The sequence below is a fragment of the Bradyrhizobium sp. 138 genome (assembly GCF_023074075.1).
Lineage (GTDB): Bacteria > Pseudomonadota > Alphaproteobacteria > Rhizobiales > Xanthobacteraceae > Bradyrhizobium.
This window is the reverse complement of the sequence record NZ_JADPKT010000016.1, coordinates 39,881-61,718: the sequence shown is the minus strand read 5'-3', so window position 1 is coordinate 61,718 and position 21,838 is coordinate 39,881. Positions and strand designations below refer to the sequence as shown.

21 protein-coding genes are annotated in these 21,838 nt (G+C 64.4%); 8 read left to right on the top strand and 13 right to left on the bottom strand.

Annotated features, from left to right (window positions below):
- The first annotated feature begins 6 nt into the window (after positions 1 to 6).
- Entirely contained in the window at positions 7 to 1,443 is a 1,437-nt protein-coding gene (locus IVA79_RS09115; protein WP_247552054.1) for an NAD-dependent succinate-semialdehyde dehydrogenase, read from the top strand.
- Between the two features lie 6 nt (positions 1,444 to 1,449).
- Here the strand turns inward: IVA79_RS09115 and IVA79_RS09110 are convergent, their stop codons facing one another.
- The 3 genes from IVA79_RS09110 to IVA79_RS09100 form a co-directional block, all read right to left on the bottom strand.
- Complete coding sequence (locus IVA79_RS09110; RefSeq protein WP_247552052.1) at positions 1,450 to 2,787, bottom strand: caspase family protein; 1,338 nt, start codon at positions 2,785 to 2,787, stop codon at positions 1,450 to 1,452.
- A 107-nt stretch (positions 2,788 to 2,894) separates the two neighbouring features.
- Complete coding sequence (locus IVA79_RS09105; RefSeq protein ID WP_247552050.1) at positions 2,895 to 3,524, bottom strand: glutathione binding-like protein; 630 nt, start codon at positions 3,522 to 3,524, stop codon at positions 2,895 to 2,897.
- Positions 3,525 to 3,535: 11 nt separating this feature from the next.
- Complete coding sequence (locus IVA79_RS09100) at positions 3,536 to 4,129, bottom strand: cysteine hydrolase family protein (protein ID WP_247552048.1); 594 nt, start codon at positions 4,127 to 4,129, stop codon at positions 3,536 to 3,538.
- Between the two features lie 124 nt (positions 4,130 to 4,253).
- On the opposite strand from IVA79_RS09100, the gene IVA79_RS09095 reads away from it, so the two are divergent.
- Both IVA79_RS09095 and lepB read left to right on the top strand, forming a co-directional pair.
- Positions 4,254 to 5,093, top strand: a complete 840-nt coding sequence (locus tag IVA79_RS09095; RefSeq protein WP_247552046.1) for a LysR family transcriptional regulator — start codon at positions 4,254 to 4,256, stop codon at positions 5,091 to 5,093.
- A 129-nt stretch (positions 5,094 to 5,222) separates the two neighbouring features.
- Positions 5,223 to 5,969, top strand: a complete 747-nt coding sequence (lepB, locus tag IVA79_RS09090; protein WP_247552044.1) for a signal peptidase I — start codon at positions 5,223 to 5,225, stop codon at positions 5,967 to 5,969.
- Between the two features lie 127 nt (positions 5,970 to 6,096).
- Here lepB and groL read toward each other — a convergent pair whose 3' ends face one another.
- Both groL and IVA79_RS09080 read right to left on the bottom strand, forming a co-directional pair.
- Positions 6,097 to 7,737 carry a chaperonin GroEL gene (gene groL / locus IVA79_RS09085; protein ID WP_200294094.1) on the bottom strand — a complete coding sequence of 547 codons (1,641 nt, stop codon included), beginning with the start codon at positions 7,735 to 7,737 and terminating at the stop codon, positions 6,097 to 6,099.
- A 45-nt stretch (positions 7,738 to 7,782) separates the two neighbouring features.
- Entirely contained in the window at positions 7,783 to 8,097 is a 315-nt protein-coding gene (locus tag IVA79_RS09080; RefSeq protein ID WP_014494241.1) for a co-chaperone GroES, read from the bottom strand.
- A 378-nt stretch (positions 8,098 to 8,475) separates the two neighbouring features.
- Here IVA79_RS09080 and IVA79_RS09075 point away from each other — a divergent pair, with 378 nt between their 5' ends.
- Positions 8,476 to 8,763: an usg protein gene (locus tag IVA79_RS09075; RefSeq protein ID WP_247552042.1), complete on the top strand. Its 288-nt coding sequence runs from the start codon at positions 8,476 to 8,478 to the stop codon at positions 8,761 to 8,763.
- Positions 8,764 to 8,923: 160 nt separating this feature from the next.
- On the opposite strand, the gene IVA79_RS09070 is transcribed toward IVA79_RS09075, so the two are convergent.
- On the bottom strand, positions 8,924 to 11,053 hold the full coding sequence (locus IVA79_RS09070; protein ID WP_247552040.1) for a glycosyltransferase family 41 protein: 2,130 nt from the start codon (positions 11,051 to 11,053) through the stop codon (positions 8,924 to 8,926).
- A 215-nt stretch (positions 11,054 to 11,268) separates the two neighbouring features.
- On the opposite strand from IVA79_RS09070, the gene IVA79_RS09065 reads away from it, so the two are divergent.
- Positions 11,269 to 11,796 carry a cupin domain-containing protein gene (locus IVA79_RS09065; protein ID WP_247552038.1) on the top strand — a complete coding sequence of 176 codons (528 nt, stop codon included), beginning with the start codon at positions 11,269 to 11,271 and terminating at the stop codon, positions 11,794 to 11,796.
- 134 nt (positions 11,797 to 11,930) lie between these two features.
- Here the strand turns inward: IVA79_RS09065 and IVA79_RS09060 are convergent, their stop codons facing one another.
- Positions 11,931 to 13,181, bottom strand: a complete 1,251-nt coding sequence (locus IVA79_RS09060; protein WP_247552036.1) for a nucleoside transporter C-terminal domain-containing protein — start codon at positions 13,179 to 13,181, stop codon at positions 11,931 to 11,933.
- A gap of 187 nt (positions 13,182 to 13,368) precedes the next feature.
- On the opposite strand from IVA79_RS09060, the gene IVA79_RS09055 reads away from it, so the two are divergent.
- Positions 13,369 to 14,592, top strand: a complete 1,224-nt coding sequence (locus tag IVA79_RS09055; RefSeq protein ID WP_247552034.1) for an MFS transporter — start codon at positions 13,369 to 13,371, stop codon at positions 14,590 to 14,592.
- Positions 14,593 to 14,797: 205 nt separating this feature from the next.
- On the opposite strand, the gene IVA79_RS09050 is transcribed toward IVA79_RS09055, so the two are convergent.
- The 6 genes from IVA79_RS09050 to IVA79_RS09025 all read right to left on the bottom strand — a co-directional run bounded on the left by IVA79_RS09050 (position 14,798) and on the right by IVA79_RS09025 (position 20,265).
- On the bottom strand, positions 14,798 to 15,556 hold the full coding sequence (locus IVA79_RS09050) for an SDR family oxidoreductase (protein ID WP_247552031.1): 759 nt from the start codon (positions 15,554 to 15,556) through the stop codon (positions 14,798 to 14,800).
- A 26-nt stretch (positions 15,557 to 15,582) separates the two neighbouring features.
- A complete protein-coding gene (locus tag IVA79_RS09045) occupies positions 15,583 to 16,341 on the bottom strand; it encodes a proteasome-type protease (protein WP_246928376.1) in 759 nt (252 codons plus the stop codon).
- 107 nt (positions 16,342 to 16,448) lie between these two features.
- Positions 16,449 to 16,856 carry a carboxymuconolactone decarboxylase family protein gene (locus tag IVA79_RS09040; RefSeq protein ID WP_247552029.1) on the bottom strand — a complete coding sequence of 136 codons (408 nt, stop codon included), beginning with the start codon at positions 16,854 to 16,856 and terminating at the stop codon, positions 16,449 to 16,451.
- A 68-nt stretch (positions 16,857 to 16,924) separates the two neighbouring features.
- On the bottom strand, positions 16,925 to 17,773 hold the full coding sequence (locus tag IVA79_RS09035; protein ID WP_247552026.1) for a transglutaminase family protein: 849 nt from the start codon (positions 17,771 to 17,773) through the stop codon (positions 16,925 to 16,927).
- A gap of 124 nt (positions 17,774 to 17,897) precedes the next feature.
- Positions 17,898 to 18,842, bottom strand: a complete 945-nt coding sequence (locus IVA79_RS09030) for an alpha-E domain-containing protein (RefSeq protein WP_247552024.1) — start codon at positions 18,840 to 18,842, stop codon at positions 17,898 to 17,900.
- Between the two features lie 4 nt (positions 18,843 to 18,846).
- Complete coding sequence (locus IVA79_RS09025; protein WP_247552021.1) at positions 18,847 to 20,265, bottom strand: circularly permuted type 2 ATP-grasp protein; 1,419 nt, start codon at positions 20,263 to 20,265, stop codon at positions 18,847 to 18,849.
- A 279-nt stretch (positions 20,266 to 20,544) separates the two neighbouring features.
- Between IVA79_RS09025 and IVA79_RS09020 the strand changes: the two genes are divergently transcribed.
- Entirely contained in the window at positions 20,545 to 21,282 is a 738-nt protein-coding gene (locus IVA79_RS09020; protein ID WP_247552019.1) for a molybdopterin-binding protein, read from the top strand.
- 31 nt (positions 21,283 to 21,313) lie between these two features.
- Positions 21,314 to 21,838: a xanthine phosphoribosyltransferase gene (gpt, locus tag IVA79_RS09015; RefSeq protein WP_247552017.1), complete on the top strand. Its 525-nt coding sequence runs from the start codon at positions 21,314 to 21,316 to the stop codon at positions 21,836 to 21,838.

Sequence of the window (21,838 nt, the reverse complement as noted above, 5' to 3'; positions counted from 1 at the left end):
ACTCCGTTGGCTTATTCGAACACGCAGCTTTTCATCGACGGCACATGGCGACCGGCCCATTCGGGCAAAGTCATCGAAGTCCGCAACCCCGCGACCGAGGAGGTGATCGGCACCGTTGCCCATGCCGGCAAGTCCGATCTCGACGAGGCGCTGGCGGCAGCGGCCGCGGGGTTCAAGATCTGGCGCAATATCGCGCCGTTCGAGCGATGCCGGATCATGCGGAAGGCGGCGGCGATCATGCGTGAGCGCAATGACGAGATTGCGCCGCTGCTGACGATGGAGCAGGGCAAGACGCTCGGTGAAGCCAGGATGGAGGCGATGGCCGCCGCCGACGTGATCGAATGGTTCGCCGAGGAAGCCAAGCGCGCCTATGGCCGGCTGATCCCCGCGCGCGGCCCCGGCATTTACCAGATCGCGATGAAGGAGCCGGTCGGCCCGGTCGCGGCGTTCACCCCGTGGAATTTTCCGATCAATCAGGTCGTGCGCAAGCTCTCCGCGGCGCTCGCCGCCGGCTGCTCGATCATCGTCAAGGCGCCGGAGGAGACGCCCGCCTCGCCCGCGCAGCTGATCCGCGCCTTTGCCGACGCCGGCGTGCCGGCGGGTGTCATCAACCTCGTCTATGGCGTGCCGTCGGAGATCTCCGAATATCTGATCCCGCATCCGGTGATCCGGAAGATCTCATTCACGGGGTCGACGCATGTCGGCAAGCAGCTCAATGCGCTCGCGGGCCTGCACATGAAGCGCGCCACCATGGAGCTCGGCGGCCATGCGCCGGCGATCGTCTTTGGAGATGCCGACGTCGCGTCGGCCGCGAAGATTCTGGCGGCGGCAAAATATCGCAACGCTGGCCAGGTCTGCATCTCGCCGACACGCATGCTGGTGCAGGACGACGTGTTCCGGCAATTCGTCGACCAGTTCGTCGACAGCGCCAAGACGTTCAAGGTCGGCAACGGCCTCGATCCCGAGTCGAAAATGGGCTCGCTCGCCAATCCGCGCCGCGTCACCGCCATCGAAGGCATGGTGCAGGATGCCGTCGGCAGGGGCGCGAAGCTCGAGACCGGGGGCAAGCGTGTCGGCAACAAGGGCCACTTCTTCGAGCCGACCGTTGTAAGCGACGTGCCGAAAAATGCGCGGGCCATGAACGAGGAGCCGTTTGGCCCGCTCGCCCTGATCTCTCGTTTCTCGTCATTCGACGACGTGGTCGAGGAGGCCAACCGACTGCCCTTCGGGCTGGCGTCCTACGCCTTCACCAGCTCGGCCAAGACCGCGGCCGCGATCGGCGCTTCTGTCGAGGCCGGCATGATGTCGATCAACAGCTTTGGTCTGGCGCTGCCTGAAGTGCCGTTCGGTGGCATCAAGGATTCCGGCTACGGCTCGGAAGGCGGCACCGAGGCCATGGAGGGCTACTTCAACACCAAATTTATCAGCCAGACTGGGGTATAATCGCGGCTAGCGCTTGACGAAGGTGAAGCTGCACGGACGCAGTTCGTTGCGTTTGCCGCTGCCGCGGCTACGCTCGAATTGCGCGTCGATCGTGTACGCATAGGGCGAGCCTGGAGCGATGTTGTTGACCGTGTAGGCACTCGGACCGGTGAGGCCCCGTGCACTGAGCGTGGTCTTCCCGTCGGCCGATACCTGTCCGTCGATTTCCAGCGTGCTGTTCGTGCGCGGGTCTCGATCCTCCGCATGAAACACGCCGCTGGCGATGGTGGCCGATAGGGTTCGGGTATAGCCCAACGCCTTGCCGGAGCTGGCGCAGTTCACGGTGACGTCCCATTTGCCGTCGAACGTCCTGCTCTCGCCGGTCGCAGGCGCAAGCGCCACCTTCTGCTTCAGGACCTCGATCCGTGCCTTGGCGAGACTGGCGAAGCTGCAGCTCGAAAATCGCATCAGGTGATCCTCGAAGGCGCTGACGGTGCCGATGCCGTCCGCCGCCTTCCAATGGGCCTCGGCGGCCGCGCAAGGGTCGGGCCGCGGCGCGGCTTGCGGGGCCGCAGGGGCGACCGTGACTGACACCGGCCCGTTCAGATAGAACTTGCCGATGATCGACAATGACAGCTCCGGCAGCTGCGTCTTGCCACTGGCGTGATAGACGTCGCTGCTGATGTCGCGAAAGATGTCGCCGATTTCCTGCGGCTCCTCGATGTGTTTGAGGAACGCCGTCGTGTAGGGGCTGTTGCGGCCAACGCCGTCGGCGGCGACCTGTCCTGATTGCGTCGAGAACGACACGATCGTGCCGCGCGGCGCCTCGACCTTCGACAGGCCGCGTCCGACCGAGGCGGCGCGCGTCGCGGAGCGCTTCAGCATGTCGGCCAGCGGATTGTCGCGGCAGGAATCGAGCACCAGGATGCGCAGGTTCTTGGCTTGCTGCAGGTCGTTCACGATGTCGTCGACCCGCACGAAGCGCTTGAGGTCGGCTTCATCGGTCAGCGTTGCATCGACGGGCATCAGGTAGTTGACGCCGTTGTACTGCATCGCATGGCCGCTGTAGTAGAACAGGGCGACGTCGGCCTTGCTCGCGGCGCGCGCGAAGCGGATGGTCAGGTCCTGCATCTCGGCCTGGCGCAGGTCGATGCCTTGGATCACCTCGAAGCCGCTGCGCTTGAGCGAGCTTGCTACGTCCTCGGCATCGTGTGACGGGTTGGGAAGCGGCGCCGTCGAGGTATAGGCCCCGTTGCCGATGACAAGCGCGACCCGCGTTTCTGCCGATACGGGACCCAGGCCAAGCCAGCAGGCGAGGAGAGCCAAAGAGAATCCCGGCAAGTGGAGACTTGAAAAAGCGCGCATGACAGCCGTCCGGGAAATATTGAAAAATATCTCCCAGATTAGCGCATGCCGCGCCGGCATCAATGCCCTCGCGACGGCCCCCTAAATTTGGCAGCCATGGCCCCCCGTCACGCCGCCAGGGTTTTGCGCAGCGCCATCTCCGTTGCAATCGCATCCCGCACTGCGGGGCGCGCCTGCATACGGCCAAGATAGGCCGACAAGGACGGCCATTGCGCGATGTCGATCCCTGCGGGTCGGAGCAGCAGCAAGGCCCAGGTGAGGTGCGCATCCGCGACGGTGAAGCCGTTACCGACGAGGAATTCGCGCTCCGCCAGATGCGCTGACGGCACCGACAGGGTCTGTGTGATCCTCGCGCGCGGCTTGGCGAGCGAGCCGTCGTCCTTGTACCAGAAGGTTGGATACAGGAACGCTTTGTGGATCTCCGCACTGACGAAGCTCAGCCATTCCTGCAGGCGATAGCGATCGGGGTCGCCGAACGCCGGCGCAAGGCCTGCCTTCGGCTTGACGTCTGCGATGTATTGCAGCACCGCCGCGCTCTCGGTCAGCCGTTCGCCGTTCTCCAGCACCAGCACCGGGACCGCGCCCTTCGGCGACACGTCGCGGAAATCGCCGCCGTCATCCACGATCCTCTTGGTCCAGATATGGGCGAGGTGATACTGCGCCTCGATACCGGCCTCCATCAGCGCGATGCGGCTCGAGAGCGAGCAGGCCATCGGAAAGAAATAGAGTTGCATCATGGTCCGCTCCGTCAAATCAGCGCATCGCTCCGCGCGATGATCGCGAAGCGGTCCGACAGCTCGGCCAGCGCGACCTCGTGAATCGTCCGGGCGTCCAGCGTGCCACCGCGGCCATCAGGCAGGTCGCGGGTGGCGCAGGCATCGGCTGCGATCGTCGTGCGCAGGCCAAGATCGAGCGCGGCGCGGGCGGTCGAGGAGACGCACATATGGGTCATGAAGCCGGCCAGCACGATATTCTTGCGTCCGGTGGCGGCAAGCCGGGCTTGGAGGTCGGTGCCGGCGAACGAGTTCGGCAGCGCTTTCTCGATCACGGGTTCGCTCGCGAGCGGTGTCAGGCGTTCGACGATCGCGCCGCGCGCGGCTTCGCGGTCGAACAAGCCGCCGCCGCGGCCCTTGTGCGCGACATGGATGATCACAGCACCGCTCTCCCGTGCCCGGGCCAGCAGGCGCGCCGCCGCAGCGATCGCGGGCTGCGCATCGGGCAGGGCCAGCGGGCCGGCGCAATATTCGTTCTGGATGTCGATCAGCACGAGGCAGGCTTCATTGAGCTTCGGCGGAGTGAGATCGGCGCCGGCGAGTTCAAGCAGGGTCTTGGGAGCGGTCATGGGGCCTTCCAGGAATATCGGATCACGCGACACTAGCGCAGCAGCGGCCTGCCATTGTGCAGGACTATTGCAGCTTACGGCTGCAGATTTGCAGGATGGCGCATCGCCTGCTAGGCTCGCCTGAATGAATTGGGACGATCTGCGCATCATTGCGGCGGTGAGGGACGAGGGGACCTATGCCGGCGCCAGCGCGCGGCTGCGCATCGACGAGACCACCGTCGGCCGCCGGCTCGCGCGCATTCAGCGCGATCTCGGCGTGCCGCTGTTCGATGCGGTGGACGGGCTGCGGCGGCCGACACGCCATTGCGAGGCCGTGCTCGAACATGTCGGGGCGATGGCCGCCCATGTCGCGGCGATCGACCGCATCAAGGAGAGCCAGGTGGGCCCGGTCGGCCGCCTGCGCATCGCCTCGACCAACGCGGTCGCCGAGGAATTGCTGGCGCCGCGGGCAAGCAGCTTCCTGCGCGATCATCCCGGCCTGACCCTGCAATTCCTGACCTCCAGCGGCAATGTCAAATTCTCGCGCTGGCAGGCCGATCTCGCTATTCGGCTGCGCAAGCCGGAGAAGGGCGACTTCACCATCTCCAAGCTCGGCGACGTCAGGCTGTATTTCTTCGAGCCCGCTGACCGCTCCGCCGGCGAGCCGGTCGCCTGCGTCTATCCCGACGAGCTCGACACCATCCCGGAAGCGCAGTTCCTGCGTGCCAAACGGTTGAAGAACGTGCGCTGCATCACCGACAATGTCCGCATCATCAGGACGATGATCCAATCGAATCAGGCCGTCGGCGTGCTGCCCGAGCACAGTTGCCAAGGCTTGCTCGCCGACCGCAGCCTGCGCGCCACGCTGCTGCCGAAACGGCGCGACGTCTGGCTGCTGGTGCAGAACCACCTCAAGCGCGATGCCGCGACGCGCGTGACGATCGACTGGGTGAGGCACTGCTTCAAGGATTTGCCGCACGGCTGACCGCCGGCGACGTTCATGGCCTTCGCGTTGAACGCGGTCTGCGCCATGTGCGACCAAAATTACGGAGCCGGGATTGCGCGCGCGCCAAGGTTGCGTAGTCTTGTGACGAGATCGGATCGGGGCAGGTACATGACCACTCTTTCGGAAACGATCCGCCCCTCGAGGGCGCAATCGCGCGAATGGAAGGCGATCCTCATCCTAATCCTGCTGGTCCCGGTGCTGTGGTCGCCGCTGATCCTGTTTCGCTTCGTCCTGTACGAGCCGTTCAGCATCCCCTCCACTTCGATGGCACCGACGCTGATGGTCGGCGACTACGTCTTCGCCGCGAAATATGCCTACGGTTACGGCCGCTATTCCCTGCCTTTCGCGCCGTCCTGGATCTCGGGCCGCATCCTCGCTGCCGATCCGGAATACGGCGACATCGTCGTGTTCCGGACGGCGAAGGACAATTCGGTCGACTACCTCAAGCGCGTGGTCGGGCTGCCCGGCGACCGCCTCCAGATGCGGCAGGGTCGTCTCGTCCTCAACGACCGGCCGGTAACGCGGGTCGCACTTGAGCAAGGGCTCGCCGACAACGCCTGCGGTGTGGATGGCGGCGTCAAGGTCAAGCGCTGGCGCGAGACGCTGCCGAACGGGGCGTCCTATGTCACGAACGACTGCGACGACAATGGCTATCTCGACAATACCAGCGTCTTCACGGTGCCGCCCGGCCACTTCTTCGTGCTCGGCGACAACCGTGACAATTCCACCGACAGCCGCATGTCGACGTTCGGTTTCGTGCCGATGGACAATCTGGTCGGCAAGGTGACGCGGATCCTCTGGTCGCTCGACGAGGACGGCGAGCCGCGCGTGGAGCGGCTGGGGAAGGTGGAATGAGGAGACGTCATTCCAGGCTCGCGCTTCGCGCGCCCCGGAACGACGAGTGGAGCTAGAACGTCACGAACAAAAACCCCGGCATCGCTGCCGGGGTTTCGCATTTCTCGACTGTGCCTGAGAGGCTGGATCAGAAGTCCATGCCGCCCATGCCGCCACCCGGGGGCATCGCCGGACCGGCGCCACCCTTCTTGGGCAGCTCGGCGACCATGGCTTCCGTGGTGATCAGGAGCGCGGCCACCGAGGCTGCGTTCTGGATCGCGGTACGGACCACCTTGGTCGGGTCGATGATGCCCTTCTTGACGAGGTCGGCATATTCGCCGGTCTGGGAGTCGAAGCCGTAATTGTAGGCCTTGTTCTCCAGGATCTTGCCGACGATCACCGAGCCGTCTTCACCGGCGTTGATCGCGATCTGGCGAGCGGGAGCCGACAGCGCCTTGCGCACGATCTCGACGCCGGTCTTCTGGTCGTCGTTCTTGGTGCGCAGGCCCTTGAGCTGCTCGGAGGCACGGAGCAGGGCGACGCCGCCGCCCGGGACGATGCCTTCTTCCACAGCTGCGCGGGTCGCATGCATCGCGTCATCAACGCGATCCTTGCGCTCCTTCACCTCGACCTCGGTCGCGCCGCCGACGCGGATCACCGCGACGCCGCCCGCGAGCTTGGCAAGACGCTCCTGGAGCTTCTCACGGTCGTAGTCCGAGGTGGTCTCCTCGATCTGCGCCTTGATCTGGGCCACGCGCGCCTCGATGTCGGCCTTCTTGCCGGCGCCGTTGACGATCGTGGTGTTCTCCTTGTCGATCATCACCTTCTTGGCGCGACCGAGCATGTTGAGCGTCACGTTCTCGAGCTTGATGCCGAGATCTTCCGAGATCGCCTGGCCGCCGGTCAGGATCGCGATGTCCTGCAGCATGGCCTTGCGGCGATCGCCGAAGCCCGGAGCCTTGACGGCTGCGACCTTGAGGCCGCCGCGCAGACGGTTCACGACCAGGGTCGCGAGGGCTTCGCCTTCGACGTCCTCGGCGACGATGACCAGCGGCTTGCCGGTCTGCACCACGGCCTCGAGCAGCGGCAGCAGCTCGTTCAGCGAGGAGAGCTTCTTCTCGTTGATGAGGATGTAGGCGTCGTCCATCTCAACGCGCATCTTGTCGGCGTTGGTGACGAAGTAGGGCGAGATGTAGCCGCGGTCGAACTGCATGCCCTCGACGACGTCGAGCTCGGTCTCGAGCGACTTGGCTTCCTCGACGGTGATGACACCCTCGTTGCCGACCTTCTTCATGGCGTCGGACAGGAACTTGCCGATCTCCGCGTCGCCGTTGGCCGAGATGGTGCCGACCTGGGCGATCTCGTCGTTCGAGGTGACCTTCTTGGAGTTCTTCTGGAGGTCCGCAACCACGGCTTCGACCGCGAGGTCGATACCGCGCTTGAGGTCCATCGGGTTCATGCCGGCGGCGACCGACTTGGCGCCTTCCTTCACGATCGCTGCGGCGAGCACGGTGGCGGTGGTGGTGCCGTCGCCGGCCGCGTCAGCGGACTTGGAGGCGACTTCGCGCACCATCTGGGCGCCCATGTTCTCGAACTTGTCCTCGAGCTCGATCTCCTTGGCGACGGTGACGCCGTCCTTGGTGATGCGGGGAGCGCCGAACGACTTGTCGAGCACGACGTTGCGGCCCTTCGGACCGAGCGTGACCTTCACCGCGTTGGCGAGAATGTCGACGCCGCGCAGCATCTTGTCGCGCGCTTCAACCGAGAATTTGACTTCTTTGGCTGCCATCTGGAATTTTCCTTGAGATGTTTGACTGGAGGGAGAGAGGGGCTCTTAGGCCGCCTTCTTCTTGGAAGCGGGGACGTCGAGGACGCCCATGATGTCGCTTTCCTTCATGATCAGCAGATCGACGCCGTCGATCTTGACCTCGGTGCCGGACCACTTGCCGAACAGCACGCGGTCGCCGACCTTCAGGTCGATCGGGATCAGCTTGCCGGCTTCGTCGCGGCCACCGGGGCCGACGGCGACGACTTCGCCCTGGGAGGGCTTTTCCTTGGCAGTGTCGGGAATGATGATGCCGCCAGCGGTCTTCTCTTCTGCGTCGATGCGCTTGACCACGACGCGGTCGTGAAGCGGACGGAATTTCATGCAGTCCTCCTAAGCATTTGCTCGGGTTGAGTTTTTCAGATTGTTAGCAATCGATGCCCGTGAGTGCTAGCACGAGCGAGGCTGAAATAGGACAGGAATTTTGTGGGGGCAAGGGCTTCTAGCAGAAAAATCAGCACCCGGAAGCGTGGACTGCCAGAATCTCTTTTCCATCGTTAACCGTGGCTGAGCCCGTATTAGCACGGTGCCGCAGCTGCTGCTAACGCATTGAATTTCAACAGCTTGTTAAACTTTTGGGCTTGAGATGAATTGTCAGTTTGCGTCACATTTCTCTCATGTGAGCGCATCAGTACCGGGTGGCTCGTAAGGCGCACACCGACCAAGCCGCCCCTTGAATGCGCTCCTGCACAGGAGGTTGGCATGGGACTGCGGAATGGGGGCGTTTCTGAGGATTTCCGGAAACAGATGCTGGGTTACGGGCTGACGACGGCACAAATTCTCTACCGGATGCCGGATCATCCCTCGCTGCTACAGACCTACATCTGGCAGAACTACGACATGTTTCCGAAATTTCCGGCGCTGAAGGATTTCCTGGCGTTCTGGCAGGAGAAGCTCGACGGCCCCCTCCATTCGGTCACCGTGGCGCATTCCAAGCTGATCAAGCCGGCCGAGCTGCGCGCCGTCGATGGCGTGTTCCGGCTGCATTGAGGCGGAGATCAGTCTCGTGGTCTCGTAGGTGGGCAAAGCGAAGCGTGCCCACGCGTCTGTGGCCGATTTGAAAAGAGCGTGGGCACGGCGCGCAAAGAGCGCGCCTTTGCCCACCCTACGATATCTCCGTTGCTGATGCCCGTGAACGCCCGCGAGCCAATCACGCGCCGCTGATGCAATAGCGCCGCCACATCGCGCGATAGGCCTCGTCCACCGCTCGTCCGTACGCGACCGGGTTGCCGGCGGCCGCGGCCCCGATCTTGTCGGGTAATTCGCGGCGCAATTTGTCGAGCGCGTCAATCTGCGAGGCTCGGCTCGTTGCGATCTCGATATACCCCTCGTCGCTGTCCGTGACCCAGTCCGGCAGGCCAAGCGCGGTGAGGATGGAGCCGGCCGCACGGCTGGGCAGGCTGCTGCCAAGCTTCGCCACCACCGGCACGCCCATCTGCAAGGCTTCCCAGGTGCTGACGCCACCATTCTGCGGGAAGGGGTCGAGGCCAATATCGACGCGATTGAACGCTGCCAGATGCTCGCCGCGCAAGGTGGCTCCGAGCAGATCGACGCGTTCGGCCGGTACTCCGCAAGCCGCAAACCGCGCCAATAGATTGTCGCGGACCAGCTGGTCGTCCAGCGCAACATCCTTGATCAGCAGTCGCGAACCCGGCACGCGCTCGAGAATCCTGGACCAGACCTCCGCAGCCTCGTCCGAAATCTTGCTGATGCGGTTGAAGACACCGAATGTGACGAAGCCGTTCGAGATCGCCGGGGTCGGCGCCCGCTCAATCCCGGCCGGCAGGGGCGTCAGCGTCACGAAGCACGGCAGGTCGACAACGGTTTCCGCAAACAGATGCCGGACCGCGACAGGAATCGCGATGGGGTCCGAGAACAGATAGTCGATCGTTGGCAGTCCGGTGCCGGTGCCGTGGCCCCAGCCATGGACCTGGATCGGTGCCGGCTTGCGCGCAAACACGCTGAGACGGTTTCCTCTGGTATGGCCGGACAGATCGATCAGGATATCGACGCCATCGGCGCGAATCTCGGCGGCGAGACGCTCGTCGGTCCATTGCGAGGCATCGCGCCAGCGATCGGCAATCCCCTGGAATTCGCTGGTCGTCGTGTCCACTTTCGACGAACAGGAGTAGCACACGATCTCGAATTGCGCGGGGTCACGGTGTTGCAGGACCGGCTTGAAAATGAACGCGGCCGAATGCGCGTTGAAGTCCGACGAGACATAGCCAAGCACCAGGCGGCGATCCGGATTGCGGCTGTTGTCATGCGGTCCCGCCGCTTCCGCAGCGATCTTCGCGCCGACACGCTCCCACCACACCTGCCGCGCCTGCTGATGCTGCTCAACGCTGGCGTCCGCCATGAAATCGAGCGTGAAGATCTTGTTGGAGATCGCGCTTTGAAGGTCGGGCTGGATGTCGAGGGCTCTGTCGAAACTGGCGAGGGCTTCGTCGACCCGGCCAAGTCCGGCGAGACAAAGGCCCAGCACCAGGTGAGCTTGAATGGAATCGGGAGCGAGCGCGAGGGCCCGCTCGCAATCGTGCGATGCCTGGGCGATTTGCTGGATCTGGAGCAGGACACTGGCCCGCGCGAGCCAGCCGTTGGCGTCGTCGGGTGCCAGCGCGATGGCCCGATTGCCATCTGCCACGGCTTCGTCAAATCGCTGAAGTTCCCGCAATGCAACCGCGCGGTTCGACAGCGCCGCGGCGTAGTCAGGCTTGATCGATAGCGCGCGGCCAAGGCTTGCGAGCGCCCCGTCATAGTTGCGCAGCCGGCTGAGCGCCCAGCCCCGGCCATTGTGGGCTTCGGCAAGGTTTGCGTTGAGTGCGAGCGCCTTGTCGTAGCTGCGGAGCGCCTCCTCGTGATGGTCGAGGGCCACGCTCGCGTTACCGAGATTGGACAGAGTTACGGCGTGGTCGGGCCGCAAGGCGAGGGCCTTTCGATAGCTCGCGCGGGCCTCGCCGTGCCGCCGTAGTCCGTTGAGCGCGACGCCCAGGCTCATATGAGCATCGGCCGACCGCGGATCGAGGGCGACCGCCCGGCTCAGCAGAATTTCGGCTTGCTGATAGTTTTTGGCATCGGACTCCAGCACGCCGAGCATATGCAGCGCGATGAATTGGTTGGGTGCGAGCTGGAGAAGTTGGCGATAGGCGGCCTGGGCCTCGGGGAAAAGCCCCATCTTGTGCAACTGCAGTGCATGCCCGAGCAGCGGCAACACTTCGGCTTTTTGCCGTTTCTGAAGCCGGGCATTTTGAAATGCACGCTGACCTACGCTGTTGCCCATGAATCAATTCCCCCAGAATCTCACGGGCGACACTAATTCAGCGTAAGAACCAATACGAGACGACGGCCGCTCGCCACGACAGCCTGGGACAAGCTACGATTGGATCTTCGGCTGACCAGCCTTCAGCCCGCAATTGCTGCCTCGTCCAAGACTGGATAATCTGCCCCCGGGCCCTACGCGTCCGGCGGGCGCGGCTCAGATCAGGGAGGCGGACAATGGCCAAGCAAAAGGCATCAAGACCCGCAACGAAGACTGCGGTGAAGAAGCGCAGCGGAGCAAAGGCGGCGGCGCGATCGTCTGCGCGCAAAGCGGTGAAGCCGAAGGCACGCATTGTGGCGCCGAAAAAGCCCGCGCGCCCCAGGCAGCGCATCGCGATCAGCCATCACCGCGAGGAAGACTTCAAGGCCGACGGCCTGCGCGCCTACGCCAAATATCGCGACCTCGGCATTGCCGACGCGACCCATGGTCTCGCCCAAGCGCATGTGATCCGCCTGCAAGGCCTCTGCAATCCGGCCGAGGTCTCGAAGCTGCACTTCCACGACGTCGAATTCCAGATGGTTTACGTGCTCAAGGGTTGGGTGAAGACCTATATGGACGGTCAGGGCGAGACGCTGATGAAAGAAGGCAGCGCCTGGACCCAGCCGCCGAAGATCAAGCACATGATCCTGGACTATTCCGACGACGTCGAGCTCTTGGAGGTGATCCTGCCGGCGGAGTTCAAGACGGTGGAGTTGAAGGCGTAGGCGCTGTCAGGAAACCGCGCACACCTCTTTCCACTCGTCATTGCGAGCGTAGCGAAGCAATCCAGAAATGCATCTGCGGAAACGGTCTGGATTGCTTCGTCGCAAGGGCTCCTCGCAATGACGGGCGGAGACACCTACGTCAATACCCCCACCACCGCCCCCATCAAGCACGTCGTCAGCGTCCCCGACACGATCGACTTCAGTCCGAGCGCGTTGATCTCCTCGCGCCGCTCGGGCGCCATCACGCCCAGGCCGCCGATCATGATGCCGAGGCTGGCGAAATTGGCGAAGCCGCACATCGCATAGAGCATGATCAGGCGCGAGCGCGGATCGAGCGCGTCAGGCGGCAGCTTCGAGAAGTCGACATAGGCGATCAGCTCGTTGAGCACGGTCTTGGTGCCCATCAGGCTGCCGGCCGTCACCGCCTGATCCCACGGCAATCCCATCAGCCAGCAAACCGGCGCCATCACGAGGCCGAGCAGGCGCTGCAACGAGATCGCGGCGCCACCGATATGCGGCAACAGGCCGAGCATGGCGTTGACGAGATAGACCAGCGCCACCAGCACCAGCAGCATCGCGACGATGTTGATCAGCAGCTCAATCCCTGCGCTGGTGCCCTTCACGATCGCATCCATGGTACCGGAGACCTCCATCTCGGGGTTCTCCATCGCGCCGCCGGTGCGCTTGTCGGAGGTTTCAGGCACCATGATCAGGCTGACCAGGATCGCAGCCGGCGCGCCCAGCACCGAGGCGATGACGAAATGCGCGGCGGCATCCGGGATGAGAGGAGCAAGGAACGTCGCATAGAGCACCAGCACGGTGCCCGCGATGCCGGCCATGCCGCCGGTCATGACCAGGAACAGCTCGCTGCGGGTCATCTGCTTCAGATACGGCCGCACGAACAGCGGCGCTTCGACCATGCCGAGGAAAATGTTGGCGGCGGTCGATAGCCCCACCGCGCCGCCGACCCCTAACGTCCGCTCCAGCAGCCAGGCCATGCCGCGCACGATCGGCGGCAGCACGCGCCAATAGAACAGCAGCGTCGTCAGCACGCTCATGACCAGCACGATCGGCAGCGCCTGGAACGCCAGGATGAAATCGGCGCCCGGCATCTTCAGATCGAACGGCAGGGGGGCGCCGCCGACATAGCCGAACACGAAGGCGGAGCCGGCGCGCGAGGCCGCGGAGATCGCACCGACGGCGTCGTTGATGGCACCGAAGGCGCGCGCGACGATCGGCAGCTTCAGCAGCACGATGGCGGTGACAAAGGTGGCGAGGAGGCCGACCGCCGCCTGTCGCAGCGACACGGCGCGCCGGTTCTCTGCCAATGCGAAGGCGATCAACAGCAATGCGAAAATGCCGAGTGCCGATTGCAAGCGCAGCATGATGTCCCCAAACCCTCAATGATTATGGCCGCGGCTGCGCTGCAAAGGCAATGCCGGGACATGCGGAAGGTGTCCCACTGTTGACAAGCGGGTCCGCCTCAGCCACGCGGGGGGCCGTCGACATCAGGGGGCGAGCGGTCCGAGGGTGACCCAAAAGACGATCCAGGAGGCGATGCCAGAGCAGCCAATGTCCGGCCATCCCCCGGTCAGCGCCGGCGCGCTCCTCGCCCACCGCGCCTTCCTGTTCTTCCTGCTCTCGCGCAGCCTGTCGCGCTTTTCCAGCCAGATCGCGGCGGTCGCGATCGGCTGGCAGATCTACGATCTCACCGGCTCGGCCTTCGACCTTGGCATGGTCGGCCTCGTGCAGTTCCTGCCCACCGCGCTCCTGGTGTTCGTTGCCGGCCACGCCGCCGACCGTTTCGAGCGCAAGCGCGTGGTCCAGCTCTGTCAGCTCGTCGAAGCGGCAACCGCGCTCTATCTCGCGACCATCACCTATCTCGGCGCGGTCGGCGAGGTGCAGATCTTCATCGCGACCTTCGTGCTCGGCATCGCCGGTGCTTTCGAGAGCCCGACCACCGCGGCGCTGCTGCCGGCGATCGCGCCGCAGGGCTCGCTCCAGCGCGCCACCGCCGTCTCCAGCGGCGCGGCGCAGGTCGCGACCATCACCGGGCCGGCGCTCGGGGGCTTCGCCTATGCGATCGCCCCGCATCTTGCCTATGCCATGATGCTGCTGTTCTGGATTCTCGGGATGATCCTGACCGGCTTCATCCGGCCGCGCCCGCAGGCGATCGCAAAGGAGGGGGCCAGCTCGGACAACATCTTCGCCGGCGTCCGCTTCATCCGCAAAAATCCCGCCATCCTCGGCACCATCTCACTCGACCTGTTCGCGGTGCTGTTCGGCGGCGTCACCGCGCTGTTGCCGATCTATGCCCGCGACATCCTGCAGACCGGTCCGGTCGGGCTCGGGGTGCTGCGCGCGGCACCCGCAGTCGGCGCGCTGTTGATGACCATGGTGCTGGCGCGCCACGCCATCTCCAGGCATGTGGGCCTGCGCATGTTCCAGGCCGTGATCGTGTTCGGCCTCGCCACCATCGTGTTCGCGCTGTCGTCCTGGATGTGGCTGTCGGTGCTGTCGCTCGCCGTGCTCGGCGCGGCCGACACGATCAGCGTCGTGATCCGCTTCTCGCTGGTGCAGCTGTCAACGCCCGACGAGATGCGCGGCCGGGTCGGCGCGGTCAACTTCCTCTTCATCAACGCCTCGAACCAGCTCGGCCAGTTCGAGAGCGGAGTGGCCGCCGCGCTGCTCGGCGCCATGCCCGCTGCCGCACTCGGCGGCATTGCCACCGTCGCAGTGGCGCTCTTGTGGATGAAGCTGTTTCCGAGCCTGCGGAAGGTGGAGAGCCTGGAGTAGGGGAGGGTCTCGTGTCCCGGACAAGCCGCAACGCGTCAGCGTTGCGGCGCAGAGCCGGGACCCCAGACGGCTCAGGACGCGCGGGCCCCGGCTCAGCAGCGCGTCATTTCATGCCGCGCAGCGTCCGGGGCACGGTCGCAGACAGAGCATAGGGAAATCAATGAGATCCCTACTGTGCATGGGGTTGTTTTCGCAGTTTTTGAGTTCAGCCTCGCCCGACGAACGGCATCTTGGTGGCCATCACCGTCATGGTCAGCACGTTGGCATCGAGCGGCAGGCCGGCCATATAGGCAACGGCATCGCCGACAGCCTTGGCATCCATGCGCGGCTCGTGCTTCGTCGTGCCGTCGGGCTGGAGCACGCCGGGGCCGTTGACCATGCGGTCGGTCATCGGGGTCGCGGCATTGCCGATGTCGACCTGGCCGACCGCGATGTCGTACATGCGGCCGTCGAGATTGCTCGCCTTGGTCAGGCCGGTGATGGCGTGCTTGGTCGAGGTGTAGGCCGCCGAGAACGGCCGCGGCGCATGCGCCGAGATCGAGCCGTTGTTGATGATGCGGCCGCCGCGCGGGGTCTGGTCCTTCATGATACGGAAGGCGTGCTGGGTGCACAGGAACGGGCCGGTGAGGTTGGTGTTCACCACCGCCTGCCACTGCTCGAGGCTGAGGTCCTCGAAGTTCACGGCGGGCGCGCCCATGCCGGCATTGTTGAAGAGCACGTCGAGGCGGCCGTAGGTCGCCTTCACCTTGTCGAACAGCGCGGCGATCGAATCCGGCTTGGTCATGTCGGCGGTGACGCAGATGCTTTTTCCCGCCGGGCCGAGCTTTGCGGTCTCCTCCAGCATGTCGAGCCGGCGCCCGACCAGCACCACGGTGAAGCCGGTGTTCATCAATGCCAGCGACGCCGCGCGCCCGACGCCGGTGCCGGCGCCCGTCACCAGGGCGATCTTCTTTGCTTCACTCATCGTTTCCTGCCTTTTCTCTTGAGCTGTCAGGTTTTCGGTTCTTTTTCGTTCTTGTAGGGCGGGCGCGGAATGTTCTGATGCGCCGCCCGCAGCGCCGCCGACCAGCGCGAGCGCAGGTCGTGGAAATAGGGCTCGCCCGCCTCGATGCGGTGGTTGAGATCGGCCTCGCAGGCGTCCGCGCGTACCACCAGCACGTCGATCGGCAGGCCGACGCCGAGATTCGAACGCATGGTCGAGTCCATCGAGATCAGGCCGGTCTTCAGCGCCTCGTAGAGCTCGACGTCGTAATGCATGGCGCGGTCGAGCACCGGCTTGCCGTATTTGTGTTCGCCGATCTGCAGATAGGGCGTGTCGGTGGTGCACTCGATGAAATTGCCGGCGGTGTAGATCATGAACAGGCGCATCCGGGAGCCCTTGATCTGGCCGCCGAACAGGAACGAGACGTCGAAGGACACATCCTCGGATCGCAGCGCCGGCCCTTCGGTCGCGTGCACCGCCCGGATCGCCCGGCCGATGCGCTGGGCGGCCTGGAACATGGTCGGCGCGTTCATCAGCGTCTCGATCTCGCCCGTGTTGGGGTCCTCCAGGCCTTCGGTCAGCGTCGACAGCACCGACTGGCTGATGGCGAGGTTGCCCGCGCTGGCGATCGCCATGATGCGCTCGCCGGGCTTGGAGAAGATGTGAAGCTTGCGGAAGGTCGAGACATTGTCGAGACCGGCATTGGTGCGGGTATCGGCGATCATCACCAGACCGTCCCGAACCAGGATTCCGCAACAATAGGTCATTTCCAGTCCCCGAACGCGTTTGCGCGGAATTACTAGCCAATTTCAAGGGCCGCTCCAACCCCCGATTCCCGAGGGTGAGCCGTCATTCCAGAGCGCAACTGCCGGCCTCACTCGGCGGCGTCTAGGAGAAACGCCTCGTCGACCGGCACGCCGAGCGCTGTGACCAGACGATTGGTCTCCGCGGCCATGCCGACGATGGCGAGCAGCTCGCCATATTCCGCCTCGGTCATGCCCTTGGCCCGTGCGGCGGCGGTGTGCGAATGGATGCAGTAGCTGCAGCCATGCGCGATCGAAACCGCGACATAGAGCATCTCCTTGACCTTGGGATCGAGCGCGCCCGGAGCCATCACCTCCTTGATGCTCTCCCAGGTCCGCCGCAGCGTCTTCGGATCATGCGCCAGGGCGCGCCAGAAATTGTTGACGAAGTCCGATTTTCGGACTCGACGGATATCGTCGAATACGGCGCGCGCTTCTGCGGAAAGTTCATCGTCCGAAAGCAGTTTTACGGTCGCCATGTCGTACTTCGTGGGGGCAGGTCAGATCCCGCGAGTGTAGCACAGCCCCATGCGTCGGACGGCTGCGCCTAGCTCTGCCGCTGTGTCTGCGACTGCCACGGCCCGCCGCGGCCGGCCTGCTCGACCTTGACCGCGACCGTCAGCGTCTCCGTGCCGCCGCCATAGCGGGTGCCGCGCACCGGGGCTGCGCCAAGATAGTCGAGCCCGATCGCGACCCGGACATGGGCGTCGGTGGCGCAGATGCTGTTGGCGGGATCGAAGCCGATCCAGCCGAGATCGGGCACGTAGGCCTCTGCCCAGGCGTGCCCGGCGTCCTGATGCAGCATGCCATCGGAGCGCAGGAAATGGCCGGAGACGAAGCGCGCCGGCACGCCGCCGGCGCGAGCGCAGGCAATGAAGATGTGCGCGTAGTCCTGGCAGACCCCGCGCTTGAGCGTGAACGCCTCGGCCGCCGAGGTGCCGCTGTGAGTGGGGTCCTCGTCGAACGTCATGTGATCGGCAATCTGCGTCATCAGCGTATGCAGGAAGCCGAGGGTGTCGCTCTCGGCCTCGCTGCGCAACTGGCGCGCAACCGCCATCATCGCGGGATTGATGGAGGTGAGATCGGTTGAGCGCAGGAACATGCCGGCGGGAAAGCGCTCGTCGGTGCCGCGCAGCACGCCGCCGGTGTCGTGGGTCTCGATCAGGCCTTCGGCGGTGATCTGGATGTCGCCGACCGGTCCACAGGACAGCACATGGGTAACGTTGCCGAACGCATCTTCATGCGTGTCGAGCTTGGTGTCGGTGGAGACATCGATCTGCCATTCCGCCACATATTGCCCGTCATGGCTGCCGGGCGTCATGCGCAGGATCTGGATCACGCTCGTGGCCGGCGGCTCGTAGCGATAGGTCGTGGTGTGCAGGATTCGCAGGCGCATGGTGTTTTGATTCCGTCATTCCGGGGCGATGCGACAGCATCGAACTCCGGGGCGCAATTGCGCGCCTGAGAATCTCGAGGTTCCGGGTCTGGTCCTTCGGACCATCCCGGAACGACAGCATGGGTCAGATTAAATACTGCTTCGTGATGATTTCGCCCAGCCTGGAATTATCCGTGATGAATTCCTGAATGAATTCATGCACGCCATGCTGGAAAATGTCGTTCATGTTGCTGTGTTCCAGCCGGTTGCGGATGCCGCGGGCGTGGCGCTGGGCCGGGCCCTGGCGGCCATAGGCGACGCCGATCTGGTCGAGGTTGCGCACGAGATTGCCGTAGCAGCTCGCCAGCGAGCGCGGCAACGTGTCGTTGAGGATGAGCAGATCCGCGATCAGCCAGGGCTTCAGCGTCTCGCGATAGACCCAGTGATAGGCCGTCAGCGCCGACACCGAGCGCAGGATCGAGCTCCACTGATAGAAGTCGAGGGGGCCACCGACATGCTCCTCCTCGGGCAGCAGCACGTGATACTTCACGTCGAGAATGCGCGCGGTGTTGTCGGCGCGCTCGAGATGCACCCCCATCCGCGAGAACCAGTAGGCGTCGTTGCGCAGCATGGTCCGATAGGCCGAGCCGTCGAAGCGCAGCGAGGTCTCCTGCACGAAGCGCAGGAATTTGGCGAGATCCTCGCGCGTCGAGGCGCCCTTGCTCCAGACCGCCTGAAGCTCGATCCAGGCCGAGTTGATGGTGTCCCACATCTCGCTGGTCAGCGCGGTGCGCACCGAGCGCGAGTTCAGCCGCGCCGCCTCGATGCAGTTCCTGATCGAGGACGGGTTGTCCGCCGAGAACGAGAGATAGTCGACCACGTTGTGCTCGTTGGCTTCCTCATAGGTCTGATAGAAGCTGGCGGCGACGCCGGCGGTGAGCAGCGCCGAGTCCCATTCGTTGGTTTTGCCGATATAGGCGGCGGGAAGCGCGGTGACGCGCAAGGTCGCGTCGATGGTGCGCGCGAGATATTCGGCCCGTTCGACATAGCGGGCGAGCCAGTAGAGGTTTTCGGCGGTACGCGACAGCATCTGTCTACTCGTCCAGGATCCAGGTGTCTTTGGTGCCGCCGCCCTGGCTCGAATTCACCACCAGGGAGCCTTCCTTCAGTGCGACGCGCGTGAGCCCACCGGGCACGATGGTGGTGCTCTTGCTGCCGGTGAGCACGAAGGGCCGCAAATCGACATGGCGAGGCGCAAGGCCTGACGCCGTGCAGGTCGGGCAGGTCGAGAGCGCCAGCGTCGGCTGCGCGATGAAGCCTTCCGGCTCGCGCTTGAGCTTCTCGCGAAAGGCTTCGATCGTCGCTTTGGTCGCGGCAGGGCCGATCAGCATGCCGTAGCCGCCGGAGCCGTGAACCTCCTTGACGACGAGCTCGCTTAGATTGTCCAGCACGTAGGCGAGATCCTTCGGCTCGCGGCAGCGCCAAGTCGGCACGTTCTTCAGGATCGGCTCCTCGCCGAGATAGAATTTCACGATGTCAGGCATGTAGGAGTAGATCGCCTTGTCGTCGGCGATCCCGGTGCCGACGGCGTTGGCGAGCGTGATGTTGCCGGCCGCATAGGCCGACATCAGCCCGGGCACGCCGAGCACGGAATCGGGACGGAAGGTGAGGGGATCGAGGAAGTCGTCGTCGACGCGGCGATAGATCACGTCGACCCGCTTCACCCCTTCCGTCGTTCGCATGAACACTTCATTGTTCTTGACGATCAGATCGCGGCCCTCGACCAGCTCGATACCGAGCTTGTCGGCGAGGAAGGAGTGCTCGTAATAGGCCGAGTTGTAGACGCCGGGCGTGAGCAGGGCCACCGTCGGCTCGCCGGAGGCGCTTTGCGGCGCGACCGAGCGGAGCGCGGCGAGCAGCTCGTCCGGATAGCGCTCGACCGGCGCCACCCTGTGGCGGGCGAACAGATCGGGAAACAGCCGCATCATGATCTCGCGGTTTTCCAGCATGTAGGACACGCCGGACGGCGTCCGCGCATTGTCCTCCAGCACGATGAAGTCCTCGGCATCGGTCCGGACGATGTCGATGCCGGCGATGTGCACATAGACGTCGTGCGGCACCTGCTGGCCGTTCATCTCGGGACGAAACACCGGGTTCTGGAAGATCAGATCGTCGGGCACGATCTCGGCGCGCAGGATGTCACGGCCGTGATAGATGTCGCGCAGGAACATATTGAGCGCGCGCACGCGCTGCTTCAGGCCCTTCTCCAGGAGGGTCCATTCCTTGCCGGACATGATCCGCGGGATCACATCGAATGGGATCAGGCGTTCGGTGGATTCGGCCTCGCCATAGACGGCGAAGGTGATGCCGATGCGGCGGAACAGGAGCTCGGCCTCCTGGCGGCGATATTCGAGCGCCTCGGGAGGCGTCTCCTTGAGCCAGCGCGCCAGCTCCTGATAGGCGGGGCGAAGGTCCCCGCCGGGAATATTCATTTCATCAAACGCGACTGCCATAGATCCCGACTTGTCTCCGCAAGGCGTTGCGCCATTGGACAGGCCGCGAGGCCTTGGTGAAGACCGCAACGTCCTGTGGCCATGCGGCAAGAGTGCATGACTTTCATGTGGTAGCAAGGGCCGGGCCAGCGCGATAAGCATGGACCGGCAGCATTTGCCGGGAATAGCCGCGAACATGCCTGAAAAAATGGCTGAAGACTGCTTATTTCGACAGCAAAACCGCGTGACTTCAACGCGTTACCTCGGCAAAGTCGGCGCCACAGGTGAGGGACTTAAGTTATGAGCGAGATCGTCACGGCGGGCATTCTGGTCATTGGCGACGAAATCCTGTCCGGCCGGACCAAGGACAAGAACATCGGTTTCATCGCCGAATATTTGACCAATATCGGCATTGACCTGAAGGAAGTCAGGGTCGTCTCCGACGACGAGGCCGACATCATCGCGGCCCTGGATGCACTGCGGCATCGCTACACCTACGTCTTCACCACTGGCGGCATCGGCCCGACCCATGACGACATCACCGCCGACAGCGTCGCCAAGGCGTTCGGCGTCGGCATCGACCACCACCCCGAGGTCGTCGCCCGTTTCCGCGAGCGCTGGAGCGAACAAGACCTCAACGAGGCCCGCCTGCGCATGGCCCGCATCCCCGACGGAGCCGAGCTGATCCAGAGCGCGACCATCCTCGCCCCCGGCTTCAAGATCGGCAATGTCATCGTGATGGCCGGCGTGCCCTCGATCATGCAGGCGATGATGGATATCGTCTCGCCCAAGTTGAAGTCGGGCGTGCGTATGCTCTCCGAATCGGTCCGCGCCAATGCGCGGGAGGGCGACATCGGCAGCCCCTTGCGGGCGATCGCCGCTGCCCACCCCGACACCATCATCGGCAGCTATCCGTTCATGGATGAAGAGCAGAAGCCCAACACCAATCTGGTGGTGCGCTCGCGCGATGCGGACAAGCTCGCAGCCGCGATGTCGGCGGTGAAGGAAATGCTGGCGGGATTGAACATCACCCGTTAGCAGCAGGCGCTTGGGACGAATGGAGAAGACGATGGGTGAGACACCGGAACCGAGCGCACAGGAGCGGGCGGGCAGGGCCTTTCCGGTCTCCTGGGACCAATTCCACCGGGATTGCCGGGCGCTGAGCTGGCGGCTCAACGAGGTCGGCCCGTTCCACGCGGTGATCGCGATCACGCGCGGTGGCCTCGTGCCGGCGGCGATCGTGGCGCGCGAGCTCGGCGTGCGCGTGATCGATACCGTCTGCATCGCCAGCTACGACCACAACAAGCAGGGCGACCTCCAGGTTTTAAAGGGCATTTCCGAGGCGGCGATCAAGCTCGGCGGCGGCACCGGCAAGGGCCTCCTGATCGTCGACGACCTCGTCGACACCGGCAAGACCGGCAAGCTGGTGCGCGAGATGCTGCCCGATGCGCATTTCGCCACCGTCTACGCCAAGCCGATGGGCCGTCCGCTGGTCGACACCTTCATCACGGAAGTCTCGCAGGACACCTGGATTTTCTTCCCCTGGGACACCGCGCTGTCCTACCACCCGCCGCTGCGAGATGGCGCAGCGTGA